The 23,489-nt window shown below is 70.4% G+C and carries 17 protein-coding genes, 3 rRNA genes and 1 pseudogene; 5 read left to right on the top strand and 16 right to left on the bottom strand.

Annotated features, from left to right (window positions below):
• Positions 1 to 178: 178 nt before the first annotated feature.
• The 4 genes from recN to AGRA3207_RS03410 form a co-directional block, all read right to left on the bottom strand.
• Positions 179 to 1,885 carry a DNA repair protein RecN gene (recN, locus tag AGRA3207_RS03395; protein ID WP_231336216.1) on the bottom strand — a complete coding sequence of 569 codons (1,707 nt, stop codon included), beginning with the start codon at positions 1,883 to 1,885 and terminating at the stop codon, positions 179 to 181.
• Between the two features lie 58 nt (positions 1,886 to 1,943).
• Positions 1,944 to 2,891, bottom strand: a complete 948-nt coding sequence (locus AGRA3207_RS03400) for an NAD kinase (RefSeq protein WP_231333091.1) — start codon at positions 2,889 to 2,891, stop codon at positions 1,944 to 1,946.
• A gap of 100 nt (positions 2,892 to 2,991) precedes the next feature.
• Complete coding sequence (locus AGRA3207_RS03405; protein WP_231333092.1) at positions 2,992 to 3,789, bottom strand: TlyA family RNA methyltransferase; 798 nt, start codon at positions 3,787 to 3,789, stop codon at positions 2,992 to 2,994.
• Positions 3,786 to 4,181 (bottom strand): hypothetical protein, encoded by a 396-nt coding sequence (locus AGRA3207_RS03410; protein ID WP_231333093.1) that lies wholly within the window; start codon positions 4,179 to 4,181, stop codon positions 3,786 to 3,788. Before AGRA3207_RS03410 ends, AGRA3207_RS03405 begins: the two co-directional genes overlap by 4 nt.
• Before the next feature lie 114 nt (positions 4,182 to 4,295).
• Between AGRA3207_RS03410 and AGRA3207_RS03415 the strand changes: the two genes are divergently transcribed.
• On the top strand, positions 4,296 to 4,637 hold the full coding sequence (locus AGRA3207_RS03415; protein ID WP_231333094.1) for an SCP2 sterol-binding domain-containing protein: 342 nt from the start codon (positions 4,296 to 4,298) through the stop codon (positions 4,635 to 4,637).
• A 33-nt stretch (positions 4,638 to 4,670) separates the two neighbouring features.
• On the opposite strand, the gene AGRA3207_RS03420 is transcribed toward AGRA3207_RS03415, so the two are convergent.
• Positions 4,671 to 5,687, bottom strand: coding sequence for an HAD-IIA family hydrolase (locus tag AGRA3207_RS03420; protein ID WP_231333095.1), 1,017 nt, complete (start codon positions 5,685 to 5,687; stop codon positions 4,671 to 4,673).
• A 61-nt stretch (positions 5,688 to 5,748) separates the two neighbouring features.
• Positions 5,749 to 6,192, bottom strand: a complete 444-nt coding sequence (locus tag AGRA3207_RS03425; protein WP_231333096.1) for a tetratricopeptide repeat protein — start codon at positions 6,190 to 6,192, stop codon at positions 5,749 to 5,751.
• 72 nt (positions 6,193 to 6,264) lie between these two features.
• Here AGRA3207_RS03425 and AGRA3207_RS03430 point away from each other — a divergent pair, with 72 nt between their 5' ends.
• The 3 genes from AGRA3207_RS03430 to AGRA3207_RS03440 are packed head-to-tail and all read left to right on the top strand — an operon-like array spanning position 6,265 to position 8,979.
• Positions 6,265 to 7,608 (top strand): DUF1015 family protein, encoded by a 1,344-nt coding sequence (locus AGRA3207_RS03430; protein ID WP_231333097.1) that lies wholly within the window; start codon positions 6,265 to 6,267, stop codon positions 7,606 to 7,608.
• The gene (locus AGRA3207_RS03435; protein ID WP_231333098.1) at positions 7,605 to 8,033 is read left to right on the top strand and encodes an NUDIX hydrolase; all 429 of its coding nucleotides are present in this window, start codon (positions 7,605 to 7,607) and stop codon (positions 8,031 to 8,033) included. The genes AGRA3207_RS03430 and AGRA3207_RS03435 overlap by 4 nt, the downstream gene beginning before the upstream one ends.
• A 7-nt stretch (positions 8,034 to 8,040) precedes the next feature.
• Complete coding sequence (locus AGRA3207_RS03440) at positions 8,041 to 8,979, top strand: MBL fold metallo-hydrolase (protein ID WP_231333099.1); 939 nt, start codon at positions 8,041 to 8,043, stop codon at positions 8,977 to 8,979.
• A gap of 384 nt (positions 8,980 to 9,363) precedes the next feature.
• On the opposite strand, the gene AGRA3207_RS03445 is transcribed toward AGRA3207_RS03440, so the two are convergent.
• The 3 genes and pseudogenes from AGRA3207_RS03445 to AGRA3207_RS03455 form a co-directional block, all read right to left on the bottom strand.
• Positions 9,364 to 9,582 (bottom strand): hypothetical protein, encoded by a 219-nt coding sequence (locus AGRA3207_RS03445; protein WP_231336545.1) that lies wholly within the window; start codon positions 9,580 to 9,582, stop codon positions 9,364 to 9,366.
• Between the two features lie 157 nt (positions 9,583 to 9,739).
• Positions 9,740 to 10,051: pseudogene (locus AGRA3207_RS03450) on the bottom strand (translocation protein TolB); the annotation flags it as partial.
• Between the two features lie 203 nt (positions 10,052 to 10,254).
• Entirely contained in the window at positions 10,255 to 11,244 is a 990-nt protein-coding gene (locus AGRA3207_RS03455) for a hypothetical protein (protein ID WP_231333100.1), read from the bottom strand.
• Between the two features lie 12 nt (positions 11,245 to 11,256).
• Between AGRA3207_RS03455 and AGRA3207_RS03460 the strand changes: the two genes are divergently transcribed.
• Positions 11,257 to 11,916 (top strand): hypothetical protein, encoded by a 660-nt coding sequence (locus AGRA3207_RS03460; RefSeq protein ID WP_231333101.1) that lies wholly within the window; start codon positions 11,257 to 11,259, stop codon positions 11,914 to 11,916.
• Positions 11,917 to 12,319: 403 nt separating this feature from the next.
• Here AGRA3207_RS03460 and rrf read toward each other — a convergent pair.
• The 7 genes from rrf to AGRA3207_RS03495 all read right to left on the bottom strand — a co-directional run bounded on the left by rrf (position 12,320) and on the right by AGRA3207_RS03495 (position 23,446).
• Positions 12,320 to 12,436 (bottom strand): 5S ribosomal RNA (gene rrf, locus AGRA3207_RS03465).
• A gap of 203 nt (positions 12,437 to 12,639) precedes the next feature.
• Positions 12,640 to 15,759 (bottom strand): 23S ribosomal RNA (locus tag AGRA3207_RS03470).
• Between the two features lie 462 nt (positions 15,760 to 16,221).
• Positions 16,222 to 17,737: ribosomal RNA gene (locus AGRA3207_RS03475) — 16S ribosomal RNA — on the bottom strand.
• Together the 16S, 23S and 5S rRNA genes form the textbook arrangement of a ribosomal RNA operon.
• A 630-nt stretch (positions 17,738 to 18,367) precedes the next feature.
• Complete coding sequence (tyrS, locus tag AGRA3207_RS03480; protein WP_273700057.1) at positions 18,368 to 19,645, bottom strand: tyrosine--tRNA ligase; 1,278 nt, start codon at positions 19,643 to 19,645, stop codon at positions 18,368 to 18,370.
• A 194-nt stretch (positions 19,646 to 19,839) separates the two neighbouring features.
• Positions 19,840 to 20,475, bottom strand: coding sequence for a DNA-3-methyladenine glycosylase (locus AGRA3207_RS03485; RefSeq protein ID WP_231333103.1), 636 nt, complete (start codon positions 20,473 to 20,475; stop codon positions 19,840 to 19,842).
• A 202-nt stretch (positions 20,476 to 20,677) separates the two neighbouring features.
• Positions 20,678 to 22,087: an argininosuccinate lyase gene (argH, locus tag AGRA3207_RS03490; protein ID WP_231333104.1), complete on the bottom strand. Its 1,410-nt coding sequence runs from the start codon at positions 22,085 to 22,087 to the stop codon at positions 20,678 to 20,680.
• A 156-nt stretch (positions 22,088 to 22,243) separates the two neighbouring features.
• Positions 22,244 to 23,446: an argininosuccinate synthase gene (locus AGRA3207_RS03495; protein WP_231333105.1), complete on the bottom strand. Its 1,203-nt coding sequence runs from the start codon at positions 23,444 to 23,446 to the stop codon at positions 22,244 to 22,246.
• Positions 23,447 to 23,489: the final 43 nt, after the last annotated feature.

A 23,489-nucleotide genomic window follows, 5' to 3' on the forward strand; every position in this document is an offset into this window, starting at 1 on the left:
GACGCGCCGCGGCAGCCGCTGGGCCAGCCGGACGCGCCGATCAGTGGTGGGAGACGGGTCGCTCATCACCGACCATCCTGCCAGAGGGCGGCGGAGAACATCGGCAGGGACGGACGTCCAGGCGTGTCCGTTCGCGCACCCTCTGTAGTTTTCACTCCCCCGTTCGCCGTTCGCCCGATCAGCGTTCCTCGGCGGCCATGGCCAGCAGCTCCTCGGCGTGGGCGCGGCCGAGCTCGGAGTCCTCCAGCCCGGCGAGCATCCGGGACAGCTCCCGGACGCGGCCCTCGCGGTCCAGGGCGGTGACGCCGCTGCGGGTGACGGTGCCGTCGTCGGACTTCTCCACCAGCAGGTGCTGGTCGGCGAACGCGGCGACCTGCGGCAGGTGCGTGACGACGATCACCTGGGCGTTGCGGGCGAGCCGTGCCAGCCGGCGCCCGATCTCGACGGCCGCCTTGCCGCCGACGCCCGCGTCCACCTCGTCGAACACGAAGGTGGGCACCGGGTCGGCGCCGGCGAACACCACCTCGATCGCCAGCATGACCCGCGACAGCTCGCCGCCGGAGGCGCCCTTGTGCAGGGGCAGCGGCGGCGACCCGGGGTGCGGGGCGAGCCGCACCTCCACCTCGTCGAGGCCGTGCGGCCCGTAGTCCTGCGACCGGGCGACGGTGACGTGGACGCGCGCGTGCGGCATCGCGAGCGCGGTCAGCTCCTCGGTGACGGCGCCGGAGAACCGCTCGGCGGCGCGGGTGCGGACGGCGCTCAGCTCGCCGGCCTCGGCGGCGAGCCGCTCGGCCAGCTCGGCGTGCTCGCCGCGCAGCTCCTCGATGCGCTCGTCGTCGCCCTCCAGCTCGGTGAGGCGGGCCGCCGAGCGCCGCGCCCACTCCAGCACCGCGGTGACCGTCCCGTCCGCCCCGCCGTACTTGCGGGTCAGCGCGGTCACCTCGGCGCGCCGCTCCTGGACGGCGGCGAGCCGCGCCGGGTCGGCGTCCACGGACTCGGCGTAGGAGGCCAGGTCGGTGCCGACGTCGGAGACGAGGTAGCCGGCCTCGGCGAGCCGGTCGGCGAGGGCGGCGAGGTCCGGGTCGTGGTCGCGGACGGCGTCCAGGGCGTTGCGGGCCGTGCCGAGGAGGCCGGCGACGTTCGCGGCCTCGAACGCGGCGGCGGGGTCGCCGAGCAGCGCCTCGTGCGCCGAGTCGGCGGCGCCGCGCAGCGCGTCGGCGTGCCCGAGCCGCTCCTCCTCGGCGGCGAGCTCGGTGTCCTCGCCGTCCTTGGGCCCGACCTTCTCGATCTCCTCCAGGCCGAAGCGCAGCATCTCGGCCTCCTGGGCGCGCTCGCGCGCCCGGGTGGTCAGCTCCTCCAGCAGCGCGCCGACCTGCCGGTGCCGCTGGTACGCCTTGGTGTAGGCGCGCATCGGCTTGGTCAGCGCGCCGCCGGCGTACCGGTCGAGCGCGGCGCGCTGCCGCGCCGACTGCAGGAGCCGCTGCTGGTCGGACTGCCCGTGCACGGCGACCAGGTCGTCGGCGAGGTTGATGAGCAGGCTCACCGGGACGGACCGGCCGCCGAGGAACGCGCGGGAGCGGCCCTCCGCCGACACCGACCGGGTGACGATCAGCGCGTCCTCGTCCAGCTCGCCGCCGGCCTCCTCGACGCGCTCCACCACCCGGCCGCCGGGGTCGACGACGATGCGGCCCTCGACGGTGGCGCGCTTGGCGCCCGGCCGGACGCGCTGCGGGTCGGCGCGGCCGCCGAACAGCAGCCCGAGGCTGGTGACCACCATCGTCTTGCCCGCGCCGGTCTCCCCGGTCACGACGTTGAAACCCGGTGACAGATCGAGCACGGCCTCGTCGATCACGCCGAGGCCCTGGATCCGCACCTCATCGACCATCGGGCGCACCAGCGTCACAACCCTCCGCAAACAGATCCCCGTTCAGCGCCTGTGGAGATTATCCCCTCTGCCCGCCCGACGCCTCCCCGTCCGCGGCGGGCGAGGGGTGCGACGGCTGCCGCACGCGGCCCCGCCACCCGGTCACGGGCAGCCCGAACTTGGTGACGAGCCGGTCGGTGAACGGGGTGAGGTGCAGGCGGGCGAGCCGCACCGGCTCGGTGCCGCGGCGGACCTCCACCCGCGCGCCCGGCGGCAGGTCGAGCGTGCGGCGTCCGTCGCACCACAGGACGGCGCGGGACGTGCCCTCCAGCACCTCGACCGCGACCACCGACCGCGGCGACACCACCAGGGGGCGGGCGAACAGCGAGTGCGCGCTGATCGGGACGACCAGCAGCGCCTCGACCTCCGGCCACACCACGGGCCCTCCCGCGGAGAAGGCGTAGGCGGTGGAGCCGGTGGGCGTGGCGCACACGACGCCGTCGCACCCCCAGTTCGACAGGGGGCGGCCGTCGATCTCGGCGACGACCTCCAGCATCCGCTCCCGTTCGGCCTTCTCGATGCTCGCCTCGTTCAGCGCCCACGTGGTGCCCATGACCGAGCCGTTGCGGCGGACGGTGACGTCGATCGTCATCCGCTCCTCGACGTCGTAGCGGCGGTCGACGACGCGGTCGACGGTCGCGGCGAGGTCGTCGCGCTCGGCCTCGGCGAGGAACCCGACGTGCCCGAGGTTGACGCCGAGCAGGGGCGTGCGCGAGCCGCGGGTCAGGTCCGCGCCGCGCAGCAGCGTCCCGTCCCCGCCGAGGACCATGACGACCTCGGCGTCCTCGGCGGCCACGGCGGTGCCGGGCATGACGTCCACGCCCACGCAGCCGATCTCGCGGGCCTCGTTCTCCAGCACGCGGACGGCGATGCCCGCCGCGCTCAGCCGCTTGATCACGAGCTGGGCGCTGCGGACCGCCTCAGGGCGCCCGGTGTGCGTCACGACCAGCACCGACCTTGTAGTCATACCCTCGCTCCACTCCCCGGCGCGTCACTCCCAGGAGCGTCCCGGTGCACGGCCGCCGTCTGTACAAACGACCTTTGTACGGGCGGCGTCCCCGTGACGCTCACTGCGGCCCCTCGGCGATGGCCTTCGCCAGGTCGGCCCCGTCCAGCGGCGGGGCCCCGGCGCGCATCCAGAGGAAGTACTCCACGTTGCCCGACGGGCCGGGCAGGGGGCTCGCGGTCACCCCGAGAACCCCGAGGCCGAGGGTCCGGGCGTGCTCGGCCACCCCGCGCACCGCGTCGGCGCGCAGGTCCGGGTCGCGCACGACTCCGCCCGCCCCGACGCGGTCCTTGCCGACCTCGAACTGCGGCTTGACCATGAGCGCGTAGTCGGCGTCCGGGGCGGCGCAGCGCCGCAGCGGCGGGAGGACCAGCCGCAGCGAGATGAACGACAGGTCGCCGACGACGAGGGAGGGCGGCGCGCCGAGCATGCCGGGCTCCAGGTCGCGGACGTTCACCCGCTCCAGGACGGTGACGCGCTCGTCGGTCCGCAGCGACCAGGCGATCTGCCCGTAGCCGACGTCGACGGCGTCCACGTGCGCGGCGCCGGCGCGCAGCAGCACGTCGGTGAACCCGCCCGTCGAGGCGCCCGCGTCGAGGCAGCGGCGGCCCTTCACCTCCAGCCCGGCGAACGCGGCGAGCGCCCCCGCGAGCTTGTGGCCGCCGCGCGAGACGTACCCGGGGCCGGCGTCGGCCTCGTCCACCACGATCGCGGCGCCCGCGTCGACCTGCGTGGCCGCCTTGCCCGCGCGCTGCCCGCCGACCCGCACCAACCCGTCGCCGATGAGCTGGGACGCGTGCTCGCGTGAGCGGGCCAGCTTCCGCCGGACCAGTTCCGCGTCCAGGCGCCGCCTGGTCACGCCGGGTTTCCGGGACGGGGCCGCAGGGCGCCGGGGAAGGGCGGGCGCGGCGGCCCGCCGTGCTGCGACGGCGGCGGCTGCACGGGCGGCCGGCCGGGGGGATGCACGGGCCGCTGCGTGAGCGGCGGCGGGGCGGGCCGGGAGGGATCGGCGGGTTCGGGCGGGCCGGGCTCGTCCTCGTCGGCGGAGGCGAGCAGTTCCTGGAGCCGCTGGTGGATCTCCTCGAAGACCTCCACGTGCTCGGGGACGGGACGTCCGGGCAGGTCGCCGAGCCGGGCCAGCACGGCGTCCACCCGCGCGTCGCCGGTGGGCCCGGGCGGCGGCGCGGCGGGGATCTCGTGCTCCCCCCGCGGCTCCCGCTCCCCCTCCGGAGCAAGCTCCTCGTCGGACATCACGTTCACCTCCCAGTCGCACCCGGGCGCGCGCACCGAGTCGCTCCGGTCTCGGTCAGAACGCTACCGTCCCTACACGACATCGTTGCCGACCGAACGGGGAACGGCCTGACCATGGCGAACGAGGAGGACTGCCGGGCCGCGCTCGGCCGGATCGCCGAGCGCCTGGCGGCGGTGGACGCCGACCGCCTCGCCGAGCACGTCGTGGAGCGCACGATCAGCTGCCGCGTCCCCGATCTCGGGCTGGCGTTCCGGACCCGGCTGCGCGCCGACGGCCTGGACGGCTTCGTCCCGGACGACGACCCGGGATCGGCCCAGGTCCGGCTCACCGTGGGCAGCGACGACCTGGTCGCGCTGGCCCGCGACGAGCTGAACCCCGCCAAGGCGTGGGCGACGGGGCGGCTCAAGATCGAGGCGAGCATCCTCGACCTGCTCCGCCTCCGCAGGCTCCTGTGATCATCTGAGTCCCCCGGGGGGCCGGTGCCCGACTCAGGGGCCGTGGGGCAGGCCGAGGGCGTCCAGCGCGCCGGTGAGCGACTCCGCCGCGGGCCGGGCGCCGTCCTCCCAGGCGGCCGACGCCAGGGCCCGCAGCCCGTCGTAGGGGTCGCCGGAACCGGTCAGCGTGAGCCGCCCGCCGTCCTCGCGGGCCGTCCAGCCGCCGCAGTGGTGCCCCTCGCCGTCGCGGACCGGTTCCGGATGCGTGACGAGCAGCCCGGTCAGGTCGGGGGCGAGGTAGCTCGGGCGCTGCCGGGGCGGCGCCGTGAGCACCTGGAGGGGCCCGGTGACGCCGGTGAGGACCAGCAGGCTGTCGGCGCCGCCGTTGTGCGCGCCCTCGATGTCGGTGTCGAGACGGTCGCCCACCACCAGCGGCCGCCGCGCCCCGGTGCGCCGGATCGACTCCTGGTGCAGGGGGCGCTCCGGCTTGCCCGTGACGATCGGCTCGACGCCGGTGGAGGAGCTGATCACCCGCAGCAGCGCCCCGTTGCCCGGGTTCGGCGGCCCGTCCCCGCCCGGGATGGTCAGGTCGCCGTTGGACCCCACGAACAGGGCGCCCTCGCCGACCGCCCGCGCCCCTTCGGAGAGCTGGTCGTAGGTGACGCCCGGCGTGAACCCCTGCACGACCGCGGCGGGTCCCTCCGACGCGCGGGACACCGGCCGCAGCCCCTGCGCGTACAGCGCCTGCCGCAGTCCCATCCCGCCCACCACCAGCACCTTCGCCCCGGCGGGCAGCCGCTCGGCGAGCAGCCGCGCGGCGGCCTGCGCCGAGGTCACCACGTCGTCGGCCGAGGCGGGGACGCCCACGTCCGTCAGCAGCGCCGCGACCGCCGACGGCGTCCGGGAGGCGTTGTTGGTGACGAACGCGAGCCGCTGCCCCGCCGCGCGCGCCTTGGCGAGCGACTCGGCCGCCGCGCGCACCGGCCGCCGCCCGATGTAGACGACGCCGTCCAGGTCGAGCAGCGCGACGTCGTACGCCTCGCTCAGGGGGCGGTCACTGCCCTTGGTCATGCGCCGTCCTTCATCGTGTTCCTCTGCGTCGGGGGGCGGGACGGCGTCGCGCCGTCCCTGGTCAGCGGCGGGACGCCAGGGTGGCCCTGGCGTGCCGGAGGGCCCGCTCGTAGTCCTTGTTGTCGGGACGCATCGCCGCGGCGAGCGCCAGATGCTCGACGGCACCCTCGAAGTCGCCCATCCGGCTGAGCGCCAGCCCGAGTCCGAACCGCGCGTAGTCCTCCGCCGGCTCCTCCTCGACGATCCACCGGAAGCTGTCGGCGGCCGCGCCGAACTGCCGGGCCCCGAACTGCGCGCGGCCGAGGGCCTCGCGGATGCTGTGCGAGTCCGGTTCGGCCTCGGCGGCGCGCGCGAGCAGCTGCAGCGCGGCGGAGGCGCTGCCCGCCCGCAGCAGCTCCAGCCCGCGGGTGTACCACTCGTACACCCCGCCGTCCGGAGCGGCCGGGTGCCCCTCCTGGCCGTCCCCCGGGGAATCCTCCGGCCGCCCTGGTCCTTGACCACTCATGTGGACCTCCCCTTGGACTCTGATCACCTCGACGGTACCGGTCGGCTGGACACGGGGCCGCCGGTGATTACCATGCCCACAGTGGACGACGACCTCCCCTCCGGGCTCGGACCCGAGGAATTCAGTGCCCGGATCTTCGGCACCGCGGGGCCCCGGGCCGGTGGCGGCCTGGAGCTGGCCCCCTTCCGCGGCGTCCGCTTCGACCCCGGGACGGTGGGTGACCTGGCCTCCGTCACGATGCCGCCGTACGACCTGGTCGACGAGCCGGCCGCGCGGCGGCTGATGGCGAACGGCGGGCACAACATCGTCCGGCTGAACACGCCGCGCGCCGCGGGTGAGAGTTATCACCAGGCGGCGGGGCTGCTGCGCCGGTGGCTCGACGAGGGCGCGCTCACGGTCGATCCCGACCCGGCCCTCTACGTCTACGAGGCCGCGTCGGACGGGGCCGTCCTGCAACGCGGCCTGATCGGCGCGCTGGGGCTCCGCGCGGAGGCGGACCGGATCGTCCTGCCGCACGAGAACGTCTTCCCCGGCCCGGTCCGGGACCGGCTCGCGCTGATGTCGGCCGCGCGCGCCAACCTGGAGCCGATCTTCCTGGTGTACGAGGGCGGCGGCGACACCGCCCGGATCGTCGACGACGCCACGGGGGCCGTCCCGCTCCTGCGCTTCCGGGCCGGCGACGGGCTGTCGCACAGCCTGTGGCCGATCACCGACCCGGCGCTGCACGCCCGCGTGTCCGCCGACCTGCACGACCGGCAGGCCCTCATCGCCGACGGCCACCACCGCTACGCCACCTACCGCGCGCTCCAGGCCCGCCACCACGCCGCCGGGGACGGCGCCGGGCCCTGGGACCTCGGCCTCGCGCTCCTCGTGGACTCCACCCGCTACCCGCCGCACCTCGGCGCCATCCACCGCGTCCTGCCGGGCCTCCCGCCGGACGACGCGGTGGCGCGGGCCCGCACGGTATTCCACGTCACGCCCCTGCCCGGTGAGGCCGCCGCCCTCGACGCCCTCGCCGCGGCGCCCCGCCCCGCGTTCGTGCTGGGCGGCGGCGACGGGCTGTACCTGCTCACCGCGCCCGACCCGGCGGTCCTCGGACGGTCGATGCCGCCCGGCCGCTCGGCGCGGTGGCGCGGCCTCGACACCGCCGTCCTCGACCATCTGCTCGTCGGCGGGGTGTGGAACGTCCCCGAGAACGAGGACGCCATCGAGGTGGTGCACGACGACCCGTCCGCGGCCATCGCCCGCGCCCGCCGCACCGGCGGCACCGCGGTCGTCCTCAACCCCCTGAAGGTCGAGGACGTCCTCGCCGTCGCGGGCGGCGGCGAGCGGGTGCCGCGCAAGTCCACCTCGTTCGGCCCGAAGCCCCGCACCGGCCTCGTCCTGCGCCTCCTCGACCCCGGAGACGACCGTTGATCGACAAGCTCGCCTGGATCCACCTCGACGGCGGCCGGATCCTCGGTGCCCGCTCGCGCGGCAAGGACGTCTTCTACCTGCCGGGCGGCAAGCGCGAGCCCGGCGAGTCCGACGCCGACGCGCTCGTCCGCGAGGTCAGGGAGGAGCTGACCGTCGATCTCCTGCCGGGCACGCTGGAGCATTTCGGCACCTGGGAGGCCGAGGCCCACGGCCACGGTGGCGTCACCGTCCGCATGACCTGCTACACCGGCGGCCACACCGGACGGCCGGCTCCGGGAGGCGAGGTCGAGGAGGTCGCCTGGCTCACCTACGCCGACCGCGACCGGGTGTCCCCCGTCAACCGGCTCATCTTCGACGACCTGCACGCCGCCGGACGGCTCGGCCCGCCCACCGGCCCTGGCCCCCGCCCCTCCCCCGGGCGATGATCGTCCTATGGACACCGCGACCACGATCACGCCGCTCGGCGGGGACGTCTACGAGATCGACACCCGGATGGCGGGATACACCGGCATCACCGCCGGCTACCTGATCCTGTCCGACCGTCCCTGCCTGGTGGAACCCGGCACGGCGGGGTCGGCGCCCATCGTCCGGCGGGCACTGACGGAGCTCGGCGTCGGGCCAGGCGACCTGGCCAGCGTGGTCGTGACGCACATCCACCTCGACCACGCGGGCGGCGTCGGCGACATCGCGGAGACCTACCCGGCCGCCGAGGTCGTCGTCCACGAGAAGGGCGCGCGGCACCTGGCGTCCCCGGAGCGCCTGATGCGCAGCGCCCGCATGGTGTACGGCGACAGCCTCGACACGCTGTTCGGCGAGCTGAGGCCGACCGAGGCGGCGCGGATCCGCGCCGTGGAGGACACCGGCGTGATCGACCTCGGCGGCGGGCGGCGGCTGGAGTCGCACCACTCCCCCGGGCACGCCAAGCACCACGTCGGGCTGATCGACTCCGCCACCGGCGACCTGTACGTGGGCGACGCCGCCGGGATCTACATCCCCGAGACCGCGGACGTCCGCCCGGCGACACCGCCGCCCGACTTCGACCTGGACACCGCCCTGAAGTCGCTCGGGACGTTCCGGTCGCTCGGCCCGCAACGTCTGCTGTTCGCGCACTACGGGCCCGTCTCGGAGGTCGACGGCACCCTGGAGCGGTCCGCGGAGGAGCTGCGGATCTGGGTGGACACCGTCCGGGACGCCCGGGACCGCGGCCTCGACCTCGACCACGCCGTCGCGATGGTGACGGAACGCACGAAGGGCCGGTACGCCCTCACACGCGAGGACGCCGACCCGGACCTCGTCGCCAAGTACGAGGTCCTCAACAGCACCGAGGGCAACGTCGCCGGGATCATGCACGCCCTCGACCGCCACGCGTGACGGTGCCGCAAGTCCCGGCCCGCGACGCCCGGGACGCCTGGGACGCCTGGGACGCCCGGAGGTTGCTCGGAGGCAGACCCTGACCCGGGCCAGTCGCCCTGACCCGGGCCAGTCGTCCTAAACGCGGAAGGGTCCTGTTACCTCGTAGGCGACGCCGTCCGTGCCTCCGGCGGCCCCGCTGCCGCCGCGCGGGGACGAGAAGTGCAGCCGCGACCCGTCCAGGCTGAACGCGGGGACCGGTGATCTCCGACCTGTCCTGCCCCACGACCTGCAGGAACGGCACCAAGACCCCCTCCGGGGTGATGACGTGGACCTCCATGTCGCCGCCGTCCTCGCCAACGTACAGGTCGCCGGACGACGCGGCGGCCACGTTGTGCACCCCCGTCAGCGGCGGCACGCCCCGGTGACCAGGTCGTCGTCGTAGGCTAGGTCCAGCCGCTCGGCGGACGCGTCGTACGCCCACACACGGTTGTCGCCCTTCGTCGTGAAGTAGCAGCCACCGCCGGTGTAGTAGCAACCCTCGCCGCCGTCGAACCGCATCGCGTCCCGCACCTGCCCGCGGGTCGGCGTGACCCAGAACCGCGGGTTCGGATCCTCCCCCAACGCACCGCCCCTTGCCCGAGCCACGCAGCACTTCATGCTTGAACCACCCGAGGGCGGGCCGGGCCTCGGCGGCTTTCTCACCGCGCGGGTCAGTCTCGTACACCAAGCCGAAGTCGTACTCCTCGCACGACAGCCACGTGTTCCAGGGAGTGGCGCCGCCCGCGCAGTTGAGGGTCGCCCCCTTCAGGATCCGGTAGGCCGCCGTGATCCTCCCGGACGCGTCGAACCGCAGCGTGGACGCGCCGCCGACGACCGAGACCTCCGAGTTGCTGACGTAGATCCAGCCGTCCCCGTCACGGAAGCACGCGCCTCCGTCCGGCGCGGGATGAAAGGTGTGCCGCGTCCCCTCGACTCGGTGCAGCGACCGGGCCACGACACGGCTCGTGAAGCCCTCAGGGAGCCGGACGCCGTTCGCGTCGGTGGCCTGAGGCGGCCCGTACGGGCCCGGTCCCGGCTGTGCGGGCCCCACGCCGGCGGACGCGTGCCGCCATCACCACCCCGGAGAAGGCCGCCATACCACCCGCAGCGGCGGTGGCACGCAGGAAGGCACGCGATGCACGGACATGGCGCTCCTCCGGACTCCGGTCGCACGCTGAGTCGATCACCGCCGGGCGTCCCCGGCGGCCCGCGAACGGCACGATCTCATGAACATCCGGTGAGACGTGGCGCCACTCACTCCGCGGCGGGCGGCCCCTCGTTCTCCGACTGCTTCGGTTCGAGGAACAAGGCCGGTGCTTCTGGCACCTCCTCCTCCACCGCGGCGTCCGGCGCCTCGGTCTCGGCGGGCTTGAACTCGATGGCCGTGGCCACGCCGATCCCGGGATCCGCGTCCGCCGCGCCCGCCGCGCCCGCCGCCTCGTCGCCGGGAAGCTCCACAGGCTCGTCCGTGGCCTCCTCCGGGGTGTCCTCGTCGACGACGAGCCCCTCGGACGGGTTGCCCAGCCCCTCCGTCGTAGCGTCGCCCTCCTCGGTCTCTTCGGTCTCCTCGTCCTCGGTGTCGAGGATGTGGAGACCCTCAAGCTCGGCGTAGCGCTCGGCGGCGTCGGTCTCGCCGTCCCGGTCGGCCGCGGCGGCACGCGCGAACCAGTCGGACGCCTCCTCGCCACGTCCGGCCTCCACCAGGGCGTCGGCATAGGCGTAGAACAGCCGCGCGGACCAGGGCCTCAGACGCCTGTCCCGGAGTTCGGGGATCTGGAGCGTCACCACCGCCGCCCCGAACTGGCCGAGGTCGCGGCGCACACCCGACTCGACGATGCGCAGCTCCACGCGGCCCGCCGGGTCGAGGTTCGCGGTCTCCGGCGACTTCACCAGCTCCAGGGCACGTTCAGGACGTCCGAGACCACGCTCACAGTCGGCCATCACCGGGAGATAGGAGTCGTCACCCGCGCTCAGCCGCCGCGCGGCCCGCAGCTCGGCGAGCGCCTCCGCCCACTCCCCGGCGTGATAGGCGGCGAGACCGGCCGCCTCCCGGACGACACCGACCCGCGACGCGAGGCGACGCGCCGCACGCGCATGCTTGTACGCCTTCTCCGGCTCGTCCTCGGCGAGCCGCCCCGCCATCACGAGATGGCGGGCCACCTTCGTCGCCAGTTCCTTCGGCAGCGTGCGCAATTCCATGCGCGCGTCCGCGTCCAGTTCCTCACCTGTCACCTCGTCGGGCAACAGCGGGTCGTCGTGCTTCGGCGCCGGACGCTCACGGTCGTCCGTCCGGGCACGGTCACGCGGCGGGCCGTAGGACCGTCCGGCCTGCTGGGGCCGCTTCCCACCACCACGCCCCTTGAACGAGCCACCCCGTTCGCCGGGGCGCCCATCACGCTTGCCTTCGAACTTACGGCCTCCGGCCCGGCGGTCTCCGGCCCTCCGGTCACCGGGGCCACCTTGACCGCCGCGTGGGGCTCCGTATCGTCCCTCACGACGCTCGCCACCCTGACCACCGAAGCGGCCGCCACGCCCTTCGCCACCCCGCTCGGCACGCGGCGCGCCGAAGCGGCCTTCCCGGCCTTCCCTGCGCTCGCGCCCCTCGCGCCCTTCCCGGCGCTCGCCACGCTCACCCCGCGGCGGCCCGAACCGTCCTTCGCGCCCACCACCAGTACGTCCCTCGCGCCCGCCACCGGCACGCCCTTCACGGCTCCCACCGGCGCGGCCTTCACGACCTCCTCCAGCGCGCCCTTCACGCGGCGGCCCAGAGCGACCGCCGCCACTGCGACGTTCGCCACCCTGACCACCCCGAGGGCCACTGAAACGCCCATCACGGCGTTCCCCACCGCTCTGCCCCGCGCGCGGACCGCCGGGGCGCCCCTCACGACGCTCGTCGGGCCGGCGGTCATCGCGTGATTCCGTGCGACGGTCATCGGACCGCTTGAACGGCCGGGCCGGACGGCGGTCATCGCGCTGCCCGCGCGCATCCCGGTCCTTCCACCCTCCGCCCCCGGAGCGGCCACGGCCGCCCTGCGACGCGTTGCCCCGAGGCGAGGCCCCGCGCGGACCGCCGCCCTTGCGAGCGCCGGAGCCTCCTGGCCCACCACGAACGTTCCCCTCGCGACGGCCGGGCGTCTTGCGCCCCCCGTTGTCGCCGCGCCGCCCGCGGTTGTCGTCGCTGCGGCCGTCCTCTTCCGCGCTCATCACGTCCGTCACTGTTCTTGATGGTGGTTCTTGGACACTTACAGCCTACTTTGGCAGGCCCTACACATGCGTCGAGGGCCGCCCCGCATATCGGGGCGACCCTCGACCAATATGAGTCCGGCGGTGTCCTACTCTCCCACACAGTCTCCCGTGCAGTACCATCGGCGCTGAGAGGCTTAACTTCCGGGTTCGGGATGGGACCGGGTGTTTCCCCCTCGCCATAACCACCGAACGCCCAACGCACCACCCCACACACCGGGGCAGGCAAACTTCAGAGGCGTCCGAGACCAGGCTCGAACAAACCATTCACTTATCAACACGCGCACAACAAGCACGCGGGGTTCCCGTTTGTTTCCCGGGAACCACACAGGGACGCGAACACGCAGACCCACCACACACGAACGTGTGGTGTGCGATTTGGATTGAACGTCAAGTGTGTTCAAGCCACTCGGCCTATTAGTACCGGTCGACTCCACACGTTACCGCGCTTCCATCTCCGGCCTATCAACCCGGTCGTCTACCGGGAGCCTTACCCCACCCGAAAGCGGGAGGGAGAACTCATCTCGAGGAAGGCTTCCCGCTTAGATGCTTTCAGCGGTTATCCCTGCCGAACGTAGCCAACCAGCCGTGCCCCTGGCGGGACAACTGGCACACCAGAGGTTCGTCCGTCCCGGTCCTCTCGTACTAGGGACAGACCCTCTCAATTCTCCTGCGCGCGCAGCGGATAGGGACCGAACTGTCTCGCGACGTTCTAAACCCAGCTCGCGTGCCGCTTTAATGGGCGAACAGCCCAACCCTTGGGACCTACTCCAGCCCCAGGATGCGACGAGCCGACATCGAGGTGCCAAACCATCCCGTCGATATGGACTCTTGGGGAAGATCAGCCTGTTATCCCCGGGGTACCTTTTAGCCGTTGAGCGACACCACTTCCACACGTCGGTGCCGGATCACTAGGCCCTGCTTTCGCACCTGCTCGACACGTCCGTCTCACAGTCAAGCTCCCTTGTGCCCTTGCACTCGCCACCTGATTGCCAACCAGGCTGAGGGAACCTTTGGGCGCCTCCGTTACACTTTAGGAGGCAACCGCCCCAGTTAAACTACCCACCAGGCACTGTCCCCCACCCGGATCCACGGGTGCGGGTTAGACGCTCAAAACGACCAGAGTGGTATTTCACCAGCGACTCCACCCAAACTGGCGTCTGGGCTTCACAGTCTCCCACCTATCCTACACAAGACGCTTCAGGCGCCAATGCCAAGCTATAGTGAAGGTCCCGGGGTCTTTCCGTCCTGCTGCGCGAAACGAGCATCTTTACTCGTACTGCAATTTCGCCGGGCCTGTGGTTGAGACAGCGGGGAAGTCGTTACGCCATTCGTGCAGGTCGGAACTTACCCGACAAGGAATTTCGCTACCTTAGGATGGTTATAGTTACCACCGCCGTTTACCGGCGCTTAGATTCTCAGCCTCGACCCCAAGGGGTCTCACCGGTCCTCTTAACGTTCCGGCACCGGGCAGGCGTCAGTCCGTATACAGCGTCTTACGACTTCGCACGGACCTGTGTTTTTAGTAAACAGTCGCTTCCCCCTGGCCTCTGCGACCCCGCCCAGCTCAGGAAGTAAATCCCCTCACCAGGCCAGGTCCCCCTTCTCCCAAAGTTACGGGGGCAATTTGCCGAGTTCCTTAACCACAGTTCACCCGATCGCCTTGGTATTCTCTACCTGACCACCTGAGTCGGTTTAGGGTACGGGCCGCCGGTACACTCGCTAGAGGCTTTTCTCGGCAGCATGGGATCACTCACTTCACCTAAAACGGCTCGGCATCACATCTCACCCTCAATGCGCCACGGATTTACCTATGGCACGGGCTACATGCTTACCCCAGGACAACCATCGCCTGGGCTGAGCTACCCTCCTGCGTCACCCCATCACTCACCTACTACCCCCTCGGGCCCCACGCTCCCCGCCACCGCAGCCCGAAGGCCCCGGCAGCAGCTCGGGTGGTTAGCATCAGAGGGTTCGGCGTTGGCGCATACCAGCGGGTACGGGAATATCAACCCGTTGTCCATCGACTACGCCTGTCGGCCTCGCCTTAGGTCCCGACTTACCCTGGGCGGATTAGCCTGCCCCAGGAACCCTTGGTCATCCGGCGCACACGTTTCCCACGTGTGATTCGCTACTCATGCCTGCATTCTCACTCCCGCAGCCTCCACCACTCGGTCACCCGGCGGCTTCACCGGCTGCAGGACGCTCCCCTACCCACCACACCCCACACAGGGGTGCAGTGCCACGGCTTCGGCGGTGTGCTTGAGCCCCGCTACATTGTCGGCGCGGAATCACTTGACCAGTGAGCTATTACGCACTCTTTCAAGGATGGCTGCTTCTAAGCCAACCTCCTGGTTGTCACGGCAACTCCACATCCTTTCCCACTTAGCACACGCTTAGGGGCCTTAACCGATGATCTGGGCTGTTTCCCTCTCGACTACGAAGCTTATCCCCCGCAGTCTCACTGCCACGCTCTCACTTACCGGCATTCGGAGTTTGGCTGACGTCAGTAACCTTGTAGGGCCCCTCAGCCATCCAGTAGCTCTACCTCCGGCAAGAAACACGCAACGCTGCACCTAAATGCATTTCGGGGAGAACCAGCTATCACGGAGTTTGATTGGCCTTTCACCCCTAACCACAGGTCATCCCCCAGGTTTTCAACCCTGGTGGGTTCGGGCCTCCACACCGTCTTACCGGCGCTTCACCCTGCCCATGGCTAGATCACCCCGCTTCGGGTCTACAGCATGCGACTAAAACGCCCTCTTCAGACTCGCTTTCGCTACGGCTACCCGCCACCGGTTAACCTCGCCACACACCATAACTCGCAGGCTCATTCTTCAAAAGGCACGCCATCACGAACAACACCCCCCAAAAGAAGGACGTTGAGGACGCTCTGACGGCTTGTAGGCACACGGTTTCAGGTACTATTTCACGACCCCTCACCGGGGCACTTTTCACCTTTCCCTCACGGTACTGGTCCGCTATCGGTCATCAGGAAGTATTCAGCCTTACCACGTGGTCGTGGCAGATTCACACGGGATTTCACGGGCCCCGTGCTACTCGGGAACACACCCAAGAGACATCATGATTTCGCCTACCGGACTCTCACCGTCTATGGCCGGCCTTCCCATGCCGTTCGACTATCACGATGTTTTGTAACTCTCCGCCAGCGCGGCAGCACTGACCGGATGGTCCCACAACCCCGCACACGCAACACCTGCCGGTTATCACACGCGCACGGTTTAGGCTCCTCCGCTTTCGCTCACCACTACTCACGGAATCACAATTGTTTTCTCTTCCTGCGGGTACTGAGATGTTTCACTTCCCCGCGTTCCCACCAGCCGCCCTATACATTCAGGCGGCGGCGACACCCCATGACGGGTGCCAGGTTTCCCCATTCGGAAATCCCCGGATCACAGTCTGGTTGCCGACTCCCCGAGGCATATCGCAGGCTCCCACGTCCTTCATCGGCTCCTGATGCCAAGGCATCCACCGTATGCCCTAAAAAACTTGAACACACAAAACGATCAAAACAAATCGCAGATAAACAACAACACCCGGCACGAACCCGCAAAGGCCCGACCAGATGCCGTCATCTACCAGAGATGCTCGCGTCCACTGTGCAGTTCTCAAAAAACAACCGGGCCCACCACGCCACACCCATCGGAGAGACGGAGTGAACGTGGTCCCGCGATCCAGAGGCACCCAGGCGCCAAACGCCCGTTCCCTCAGGACCCAACAGCGTGCCCAGCCCCCAAGACACCCAGCTCCGGTGCTCCCACTCCACTTGAGGGATCACTCCCCCACGAGGCGGTACTGACCGGGCCGCACGGCCCGCAGACTGAATAACCAGTGCTCCACATCTATGAGCAGCCACCTGACGGACATGCGCCATCAACGGCGGCCACCGACCCGCACACCACCAACCCCTGCACGAGGGGCCGGATGGGCTGCGCGGGCCAGCTGGTTGCTCCTTAGAAAGGAGGTGATCCAGCCGCACCTTCCGGTACGGCTACCTTGTTACGACTTCGTCCCAATCGCCGGCCCCACCTTCGACCGCTCCCCCCACAAGGGTTGGGCCACGGGCTTCGGGTGTTGCCGACTTTCGTGACGTGACGGGCGGTGTGTACAAGGCCCGGGAACGTATTCACCGCAGCGTTGCTGATCTGCGATTACTAGCGACTCCGACTTCACGAAGTCGAGTTGCAGACTTCGATCCGAACTGAGACCGGCTTTAAGGGATTCGCTCCACCTCACGGTATCGCAGCCCTCTGTACCGGCCATTGTAGCATGTTTGCAGCCCAAGACATAAGGGGCATGATGACTTGACGTCATCCCCACCTTCCTCCGAGTTGACCCCGGCGGTCTCCCATGAGTCCCCACCCGAAGTGCTGGCAACATGGAACGAGGGTTGCGCTCGTTGCGGGACTTAACCCAACATCTCACGACACGAGCTGACGACAGCCATGCACCACCTGTCACCGGCCCCAAAAGGACCCAGCATCTCTGCTGGTTTTCCGGCGATGTCAAGCCTTGGTAAGGTTCTTCGCGTTGCGTCGAATTAAGCAACATGCTCCGCCGCTTGTGCGGGCCCCCGTCAATTCCTTTGAGTTTTAGCCTTGCGGCCGTACTCCCCAGGCGGGGCGCTTAATGCGTTAGCTACGGCGCGGAATCCGTGGAAGAACCCCACACCTAGCGCCCAACGTTTACGGCGTGGACTACCAGGGTATCTAATCCTGTTCGCTCCCCACGCTTTCGCTCCTCAGCGTCAGTACAGGCCCAGAGAACCGCCTTCGCCACCGGTGTTCCTCCCGATATCTGCGCATTTCACCGCTACACCGGGAATTCCATTCTCCCCTACCTGCCTCTAGTCTGCCCGTATCCACCGCAGACCCACGGTTAAGCCGTGGGCTTTCACGACAGACGCGACAAACCGCCTACGAGCTCTTTACGCCCAATAATTCCGGACAACGCTTGCGCCCTACGTATTACCGCGGCTGCTGGCACGTAGTTAGCCGGCGCTTCTTCTGCAGGTACCGTCACGTTGGCTTCGTCCCTGCTGAAAGAGGTTTACAACCCGAAGGCCGTCATCCCTCACGCGGCGTCGCTGCGTCAGGCTTCCGCCCATTGCGCAATATTCCCCACTGCTGCCTCCCGTAGGAGTCTGGGCCGTGTCTCAGTCCCAGTGTGACCGGTCGCCCTCTCAGGCCGGTTACCCGTCGTCGCCTTGGTAGGCCATCACCCCACCAACAAGCTGATAGGCCGCGAGCCCATCCCCAACCGAAAAACTTTCCACCACACCACATGCGCAGCATGGTCATATCCGGTATTAGACCCGGTTTCCCAGGCTTATCCCGAAGTCAGGGGCAGGTTGCTCACGTGTTACTCACCCGTTCGCCGCTCGAGTACCCCCGAAGGGGCCTTTCCGCTCGACTTGCATGTGTTAAGCACGCCGCCAGCGTTCGTCCTGAGCCAGGATCAAACTCTCCATCAAGGCCACACGACCACCCAGGGGGCGAACCCCAGGCAGCCAAACCTCCGAAGAAAATCCCAGCAAACAACCCCCCACGGATGGAGGATCGCATTGCCTCAAAGAAATCCCCGGCCCCGATCCACCAACGAATCAAGACCACGGGGCGACCCGGCCTGCCGGCCGAGCCGATAAAGGCACTGGCTTTTAACACGCTGTTGAGTTCTCAAGAAACGGACACCCACCGCGCCGGACCCGCTCGCACGGACCCTGCTCCGGGGCAACCCTTCAAGTCTACCCGATCCGCCCGACTTGTCAACCTGTGGGCGTTTCGGCCCTACACGTCCCTTTTGGGCGCGAGAAACTCCCGCCCAGCTGGTCTGTGGAGGTCTCCCCGGGGTCGGCCGCCAGATCGGCGTCCGGCTCCCCCGTGGGTGGGTAGAACATTAGGTCCACCTGCCAGGACCGTCAAATCATTCTCCTGGGGCCACGTATCGGCAGGTCAGACGCCGTTTTCGGGCCTTTGGACATGCCCGCTTCCGGTGCTCTGTGACCGCACTGTGACGTGTATCTACCGAAGCTTGCCCGTTCAGTGACGAGCGCCCGCCCGGAGACATCCGGACGGGCGCTCGTTCTCTGCAGGTCAGCGGCCGTTCAGGGCGCGGTCACCTCGACGCCGCCCACACTGCGCTTGCCTCGGCGCAGGACGAGGAAACGGCCGTGCAGGAGATCCGCCTGCGCTGGAGCGAAATCCTCCGATTCGACTTTGGCGTTGTTCAGGTAGGCACCGCCTTGGGCGATGGCGCGTCGGGCCTCGGACTTGCTCTTGCACAGCCCCGTGGCCGCGAGGAGGTCGGCGACCGTCGGGAGTTGGCCTGGGGGGACTTCCGTGCGGGGGACCTCTGCGAGCGCGGATCTCAGGGTGCGCTCGTCCAGCTCTTCCAATGCACCCTGGCCGAAGAGGGCCCGTGAGGCGGCGATGACGCGGGCCGTCTCGTCCGCGCCGTGGACGAGGGTGGTCATCTCCTCGGCCAGCGCGCGTTGCGGAGCGCGGGCCGCGGGCCGGTCGGCGCCCTGCTTGACCAGGTCCTCGATCTCCTCGCGAGGACGGAAGCTGAAGACCTTGAGGTACATCTCGATGTCGCGGTCGTCGGCGTTGATCCAGAACTGGTAGAAGGCGTACGGCGAGGTCAGCTCCGGGTCGAGCCAGTAGGTCTCGCCGCCGGCCGTCTTGCCGAACTTGGACCCGTCCGCCTTGGTGAGCAGCGGCGTGGTCAGGGCGTGCGCGCCGGCGCCCTCGACGCGCCGGATGAGGTCGACCCCGGCGGTGAGGTTGCCCCACTGGTCGCTGCCGCCGGTCTGGAGGACGCAACCGTGCCTGCGGTACAGCTCCAGGAAGTCCAGCGACTGGAGCAGGACGTAGCTGAACTCGGTGTAGCTGATGCCGGTGGTGTCAAGGCGGGCCTTGACGGTCTCGCGGGCGAGCATCCGGTTGACCGGGAAGTGCTTGCCGATGTCGCGCAGGAACTCGATCGCGGACATCCGCCCGGTCCATTCGAGGTTGCTGACCATCGTCGCGCCGGTCCGGTCGTCGTCGAAGTCCAGGAACCGCGAGATCTGCGCGCGGAGCCGCTCGACCCAGCCGGCGACGGTCTCCTCCGAGTTCAGGACGCGTTCGGCGCTCTTGCCGCTCGGGTCGCCGATCAGGCCGGTGGCGCCGCCGACCAGGCCGAGGGGCCGGTGCCCGGCCTGCTGGAAGCGCCGCAGCGTGAAGATCTGGATGAGATGTCCCAGGTGCAGCGAGGGAGCCGTCGGATCGAACCCGCAATACAGCGTGACCGGCCCCTCGGCGAGCCGCGCCCGCAGCTCGTCGAGGTCGGTGGACTGCGCGATCAGGTCGCGCCACGCGAGATCGTCCAGGATGTCGGTCACGGTCTCCCTCGTCTCCGGCTTGCCTTCCATGTCCCCACCAGGCTGCTGGATCCGGTGGGCGTCACGCCAACGATATTCAACGACCGCCCGCCGGGGGGCGCACGGGAACCAGCGGGCACCCCGCGTCCGGGGCAAAGATCATCTTGGCCCGTCAGGGCGGACGCGGGGATTCGGCGTCCCCGGGCGGGGCCGGATCAGCCATCGGCTGTGATCTTTCTGCGCCGACGGGGGACGTGGGCCCGGTACGGGGAGACGCTGGGGTCGCCGTCGATCCAGAAGCGCCAGGGGACCTCCTTGGCGCCGTTGACGCCGGTCCGCGGCCCGGTCCTGATGAGCGCCGGGTCGGCGGGCTCGCCCGCGTGGACGGTGAGCGGGCCGTCCGGCGAGCAGACGTCCAGCCCGTTCTGGTCCCGGGCGATGCCGAGGGCCTGGCAGAGCCGCGCGGGCCCGCGGGCGAGGTCGCGGACGGACGACCGGGGCCGCCGGGCCCGCGCCGCCTCCTCCCCCGCGACGATCTCCCCGGCGCGGAGCAGCACCGCGGAGGACGTCCCGTCCGGCCCGCAGACGAGGTTCATGCAGAAGTGCATGCCGTAGGTGAAGTACACGTACGCGAAGCCGGGCGGCCCGAACATGACGGCGTTGCGCTGCGTCCGGCCGCGGTAGGCGTGGGAGGCCGGGTCCAGGGGCCCGGCATACGCCTCCACCTCGGTGAGCCGGACCGCGGTCTCACCGCCGGGTGCGCGGTGCCGGAGCACCTGCCCGAGCAGCGAGGGCGCGACCTGCTCCACCGGCCGGTCGAAGAAGTCCCGTGGCAGCAAAGCTCCGAACATCGCCTCACCGTGGTCGTGGGGGTGGCTCTGACCGCGTCCAGCCTAGGACCCCTCAGGAAGTGGCCTCAACCGTCACGCGAGCGCGCTACCGGCCCGCGCGAGGCAGAGCCGGGGGCGAGCCTCGCGCGGGCTGATCGTGAAGCGATGTCGCGCTTGCCCGGGCACGGTCAGGAGGACGAGCCCTCCTGGGCCGGGGTCGCGCTCACACCGCCGCCCAGGCGGCGTGCTCGTCGGTCAGGGCGCGCAGGGCGGTGAGCTGCTCGCGGACACGGTCGGGCGCGGTGCCGCCGTACGCCTTGCGGGACGCGAGGGCGCCCTGGACGTTGAGGACCTCGCGGACGTCCGGGGTCAGGTGCGGGGACACCTTGGCCAGCTCGTCGTCGGTGAGGTCGTCGAAGTCCTTGTCGTTGACCTGGCACCAGACGACGAGGTGGCCGACGACCTCGTGGGCGTCGCGGAACGCCACGCCGCGGCGGACGAGCAGCTCGGCGAGGTCGGTGGCGAGCGCGTAGCCGTCGGGGGCGAGGGCCTCCAGCCGGTCGGTGTTGACCCGCATGGTCGCGATGAGCCCGGCCATGGCGGGCAGGACGAGCAGCAGCGTCTCGACGGCGTCGAACGCGCCCTCCTTGTCCTCCTGGAGGTCGCGGTTGTAGGTGAGCGGCAGCCCCTTGAGGGTGGTGAGGAGGCCGACGAGGTGGCCGATGAGGCGGCCGGCCTTGCCGCGCGCCAGCTCGGCGACGTCGGGGTTCTTCTTCTGCGGCATGATCGACGACCCGGTGGCGTAAGTGTCGTCCATCTCGATCCAGCGGAACTCCTGCGAGGCCCAGAGGCAGATCTCCTCGCCCAGGCGCGACAGGTGGACGCCGATCAGCGCGGCGGCGAAGAGGAACTCGGCGACGAAGTCGCGGTCGGCGACGGCGTCCATGGAGTTGGGGGCGGCGGCGTCGAAGCCCAGTTCGTCGGCGGTGGCCTGCGGGTCCAGGGGCAACGACGACCCGGCGAGGGCGCCGGAGCCGAGCGGGGACACCGCGGCGCGCCGGTCCCAGTCGCGGAGCCGGTCGATGTCGCGGGTCAGCGGCTGGACGTGCGCGAGCAGCTGGTGCGAGAACAGCACGGGCTGGGCGTGCTGGAGGTGGGTCATGCCGGGGGCGGCGACGCCGAGGTTGTGCTCGGCCTGCGCGATCAGCGCGGTCTCCAGCTCGACCAGCCGGGAGACGATCTTGCGGGCGTGGTCGCGCAGGTAGAGGCGCAGATCGGTGGCGACCTGGTCGTTGCGGCTGCGGCCGGCGCGGAGTTTGCCGCCGAGGGCGCCGAGGCGTTCCAGCAGGCCGCGCTCCAGGGCGGTGTGGACGTCCTCGTCGGCGACGGCGGGCCGGAACTCCCCGGACCGGCAGGCGGCCTCCAGGTCGTCCAGGGCGCCGATCATGCGCCCGAGCTCGTCGTCGGTGAGCAGGCCCGCCCTGTTCAGGACGCGGGCGTGCGCGCGGGAGCCCATCAGGTCGTACGGGGCGAGCCGCCAGTCGAACTGGACGCTCACCGAGAGCCGCGCGAGCGCGTCCGACGGGCCGCCTTCGAACCGGCCGCCCCACAGTCGCGTCGGTGCCTTGGTCACGGAGATCCTCTTCTTCCCACCGCTGTAGGTTCGTGTCGCTGCCATCCCACCATGCCGCGCGCCGTGACGACGCCGTATGGGGGACGCCGCGCGCACGGTGTCCCGCACGGTGACGCGGCGCCCGCCACAGGGTACGGCCCGGCCGGGCGTCCGCCCTCAGGCGCCGGTGTCCCGGTCCCGCTTCGCGGCGATCTTGCTGGGCAGGCCCCACAGCTCGACGAAGCCCTTGGCGAGGCTCTGGTCGAAGGTGTCGCCGGTGTCGTAGGTGGCGAGGTCGTAGCTGTAGAGGGACGCGTCGCTGCGGCGGCCGGTGACGACGGCGCGGCCGCCGTGCAGGGTCATCCGGACGTCGCCGGAGACCTGCCGCTGGGCGTCGGCGATGAAGGCGTCCAGGGCGTCCTTCAGCGGCGAGAACCAGAGGCCGTCGTAGACGAGCTCGCCCCACCGCTGGTCCACCGACCGCTTGAACCGGGCCAGGTCGCGTTCGACGGTGACGTTCTCCAGCTCCATGTGCGCGGCGATCAGCGCGATGGCGGCCGGGGCCTCGTACACTTCGCGGCTCTTGATGCCGACGAGCCGGTCCTCGACCATGTCGATGCGGCCGACGCCCTGGGCGCCGGCGCGCCGGTTCAGCTCGGCGATGACCTCGTACGGGGTGAGCGGGCGGCCGTCCAGCGCCACGGGGACGCCGGCGGCGAAGGTGATGATGACCTCGTCGGCCTCGCGGGGCTGCGCGGGGTCGGCGGTGTAGTCGTAGACGTCCTCGATGGGGCCGTTCCAGATGTCCTCCAGGAAGCCGGTCTCGACGGCGCGGCCCCACAGGTTCTGGTCGATGGAGTAGGGCGACTTGGCCGACACGTCGATCGGCAGGCCCTTCTCCTCGGCGAACGCGATCGCCTTGTCGCGCGTCCAGGCGAAGTCGCGGGCGGGCGCGATGACCTTCAGGTCGGGGTTCAGCGCGGACAGCCCGGCCTCGAAGCGGACCTGGTCGTTGCCCTTGCCGGTGCAGCCGTGCGAGACCGTCGTCCCGCCGAACTCCTTGGCGGCCGAGACGAGGTGCTTGACGATCAGCGGCCGGGACAGCGAGGACAGCAGCGGGTAGCGGTCCATGTAGAGGGCGTTGGCCTGCAGGGCGGGGACGCAGAAGTCCGCGGCGAACTCCTCCCTGGCGTCCACGACGACGGCCTCGGCCGCGCCGCAGGCCAGGGCCCGCTTGCGGATGGTGTCGAGGTCCTCGCCGCCCTGGCCGACGTCGACCGCCACCGCGATAATCTCACCGCCGGTCTGCTCGGCGAGGAACGGGATGGCCACGGAGGTGTCCAGACCCCCGGAGTACGCGAGTACGACGCGCTCGCTCATGCTCGTCATCTCCTGTGAAGTGTGTTCGGTGTGGATGGACGGG

The sequence above is a fragment of the Actinomadura graeca genome (assembly GCF_019175365.1).
Lineage (GTDB): Bacteria > Actinomycetota > Actinomycetes > Streptosporangiales > Streptosporangiaceae > Spirillospora > Spirillospora graeca.

Bases quoted from the DNA above. Each gene is read 5' to 3' on its own strand.
- recN (WP_231336216.1), bottom strand. From the start codon at position 1,885: ATGGTCGATGAGGTGCGGATCCAGGGCCTCGGCGTGATCGACGAGGCC.
- AGRA3207_RS03400 (WP_231333091.1), bottom strand. From the start codon at position 2,891: ATGACTACAAGGTCGGTGCTGGTCGTGACGCACACCGGGCGCCCTGAG.
- AGRA3207_RS03410 (WP_231333093.1), bottom strand. From the start codon at position 4,181: ATGTCCGACGAGGAGCTTGCTCCGGAGGGGGAGCGGGAGCCGCGGGGG.
- AGRA3207_RS03415 (WP_231333094.1), top strand. From the start codon at position 4,296: ATGGCGAACGAGGAGGACTGCCGGGCCGCGCTCGGCCGGATCGCCGAG.
- AGRA3207_RS03420 (WP_231333095.1), bottom strand. From the start codon at position 5,687: ATGACCAAGGGCAGTGACCGCCCCCTGAGCGAGGCGTACGACGTCGCG.
- AGRA3207_RS03425 (WP_231333096.1), bottom strand. From the start codon at position 6,192: ATGAGTGGTCAAGGACCAGGGCGGCCGGAGGATTCCCCGGGGGACGGC.
- AGRA3207_RS03430 (WP_231333097.1), top strand. From the start codon at position 6,265: ATGCCCACAGTGGACGACGACCTCCCCTCCGGGCTCGGACCCGAGGAA.
- AGRA3207_RS03440 (WP_231333099.1), top strand. From the start codon at position 8,041: ATGGACACCGCGACCACGATCACGCCGCTCGGCGGGGACGTCTACGAG.
- AGRA3207_RS03485 (WP_231333103.1), bottom strand. From the start codon at position 20,475: ATGTTCGGAGCTTTGCTGCCACGGGACTTCTTCGACCGGCCGGTGGAG.
- AGRA3207_RS03495 (WP_231333105.1), bottom strand. From the start codon at position 23,446: ATGAGCGAGCGCGTCGTACTCGCGTACTCCGGGGGTCTGGACACCTCC.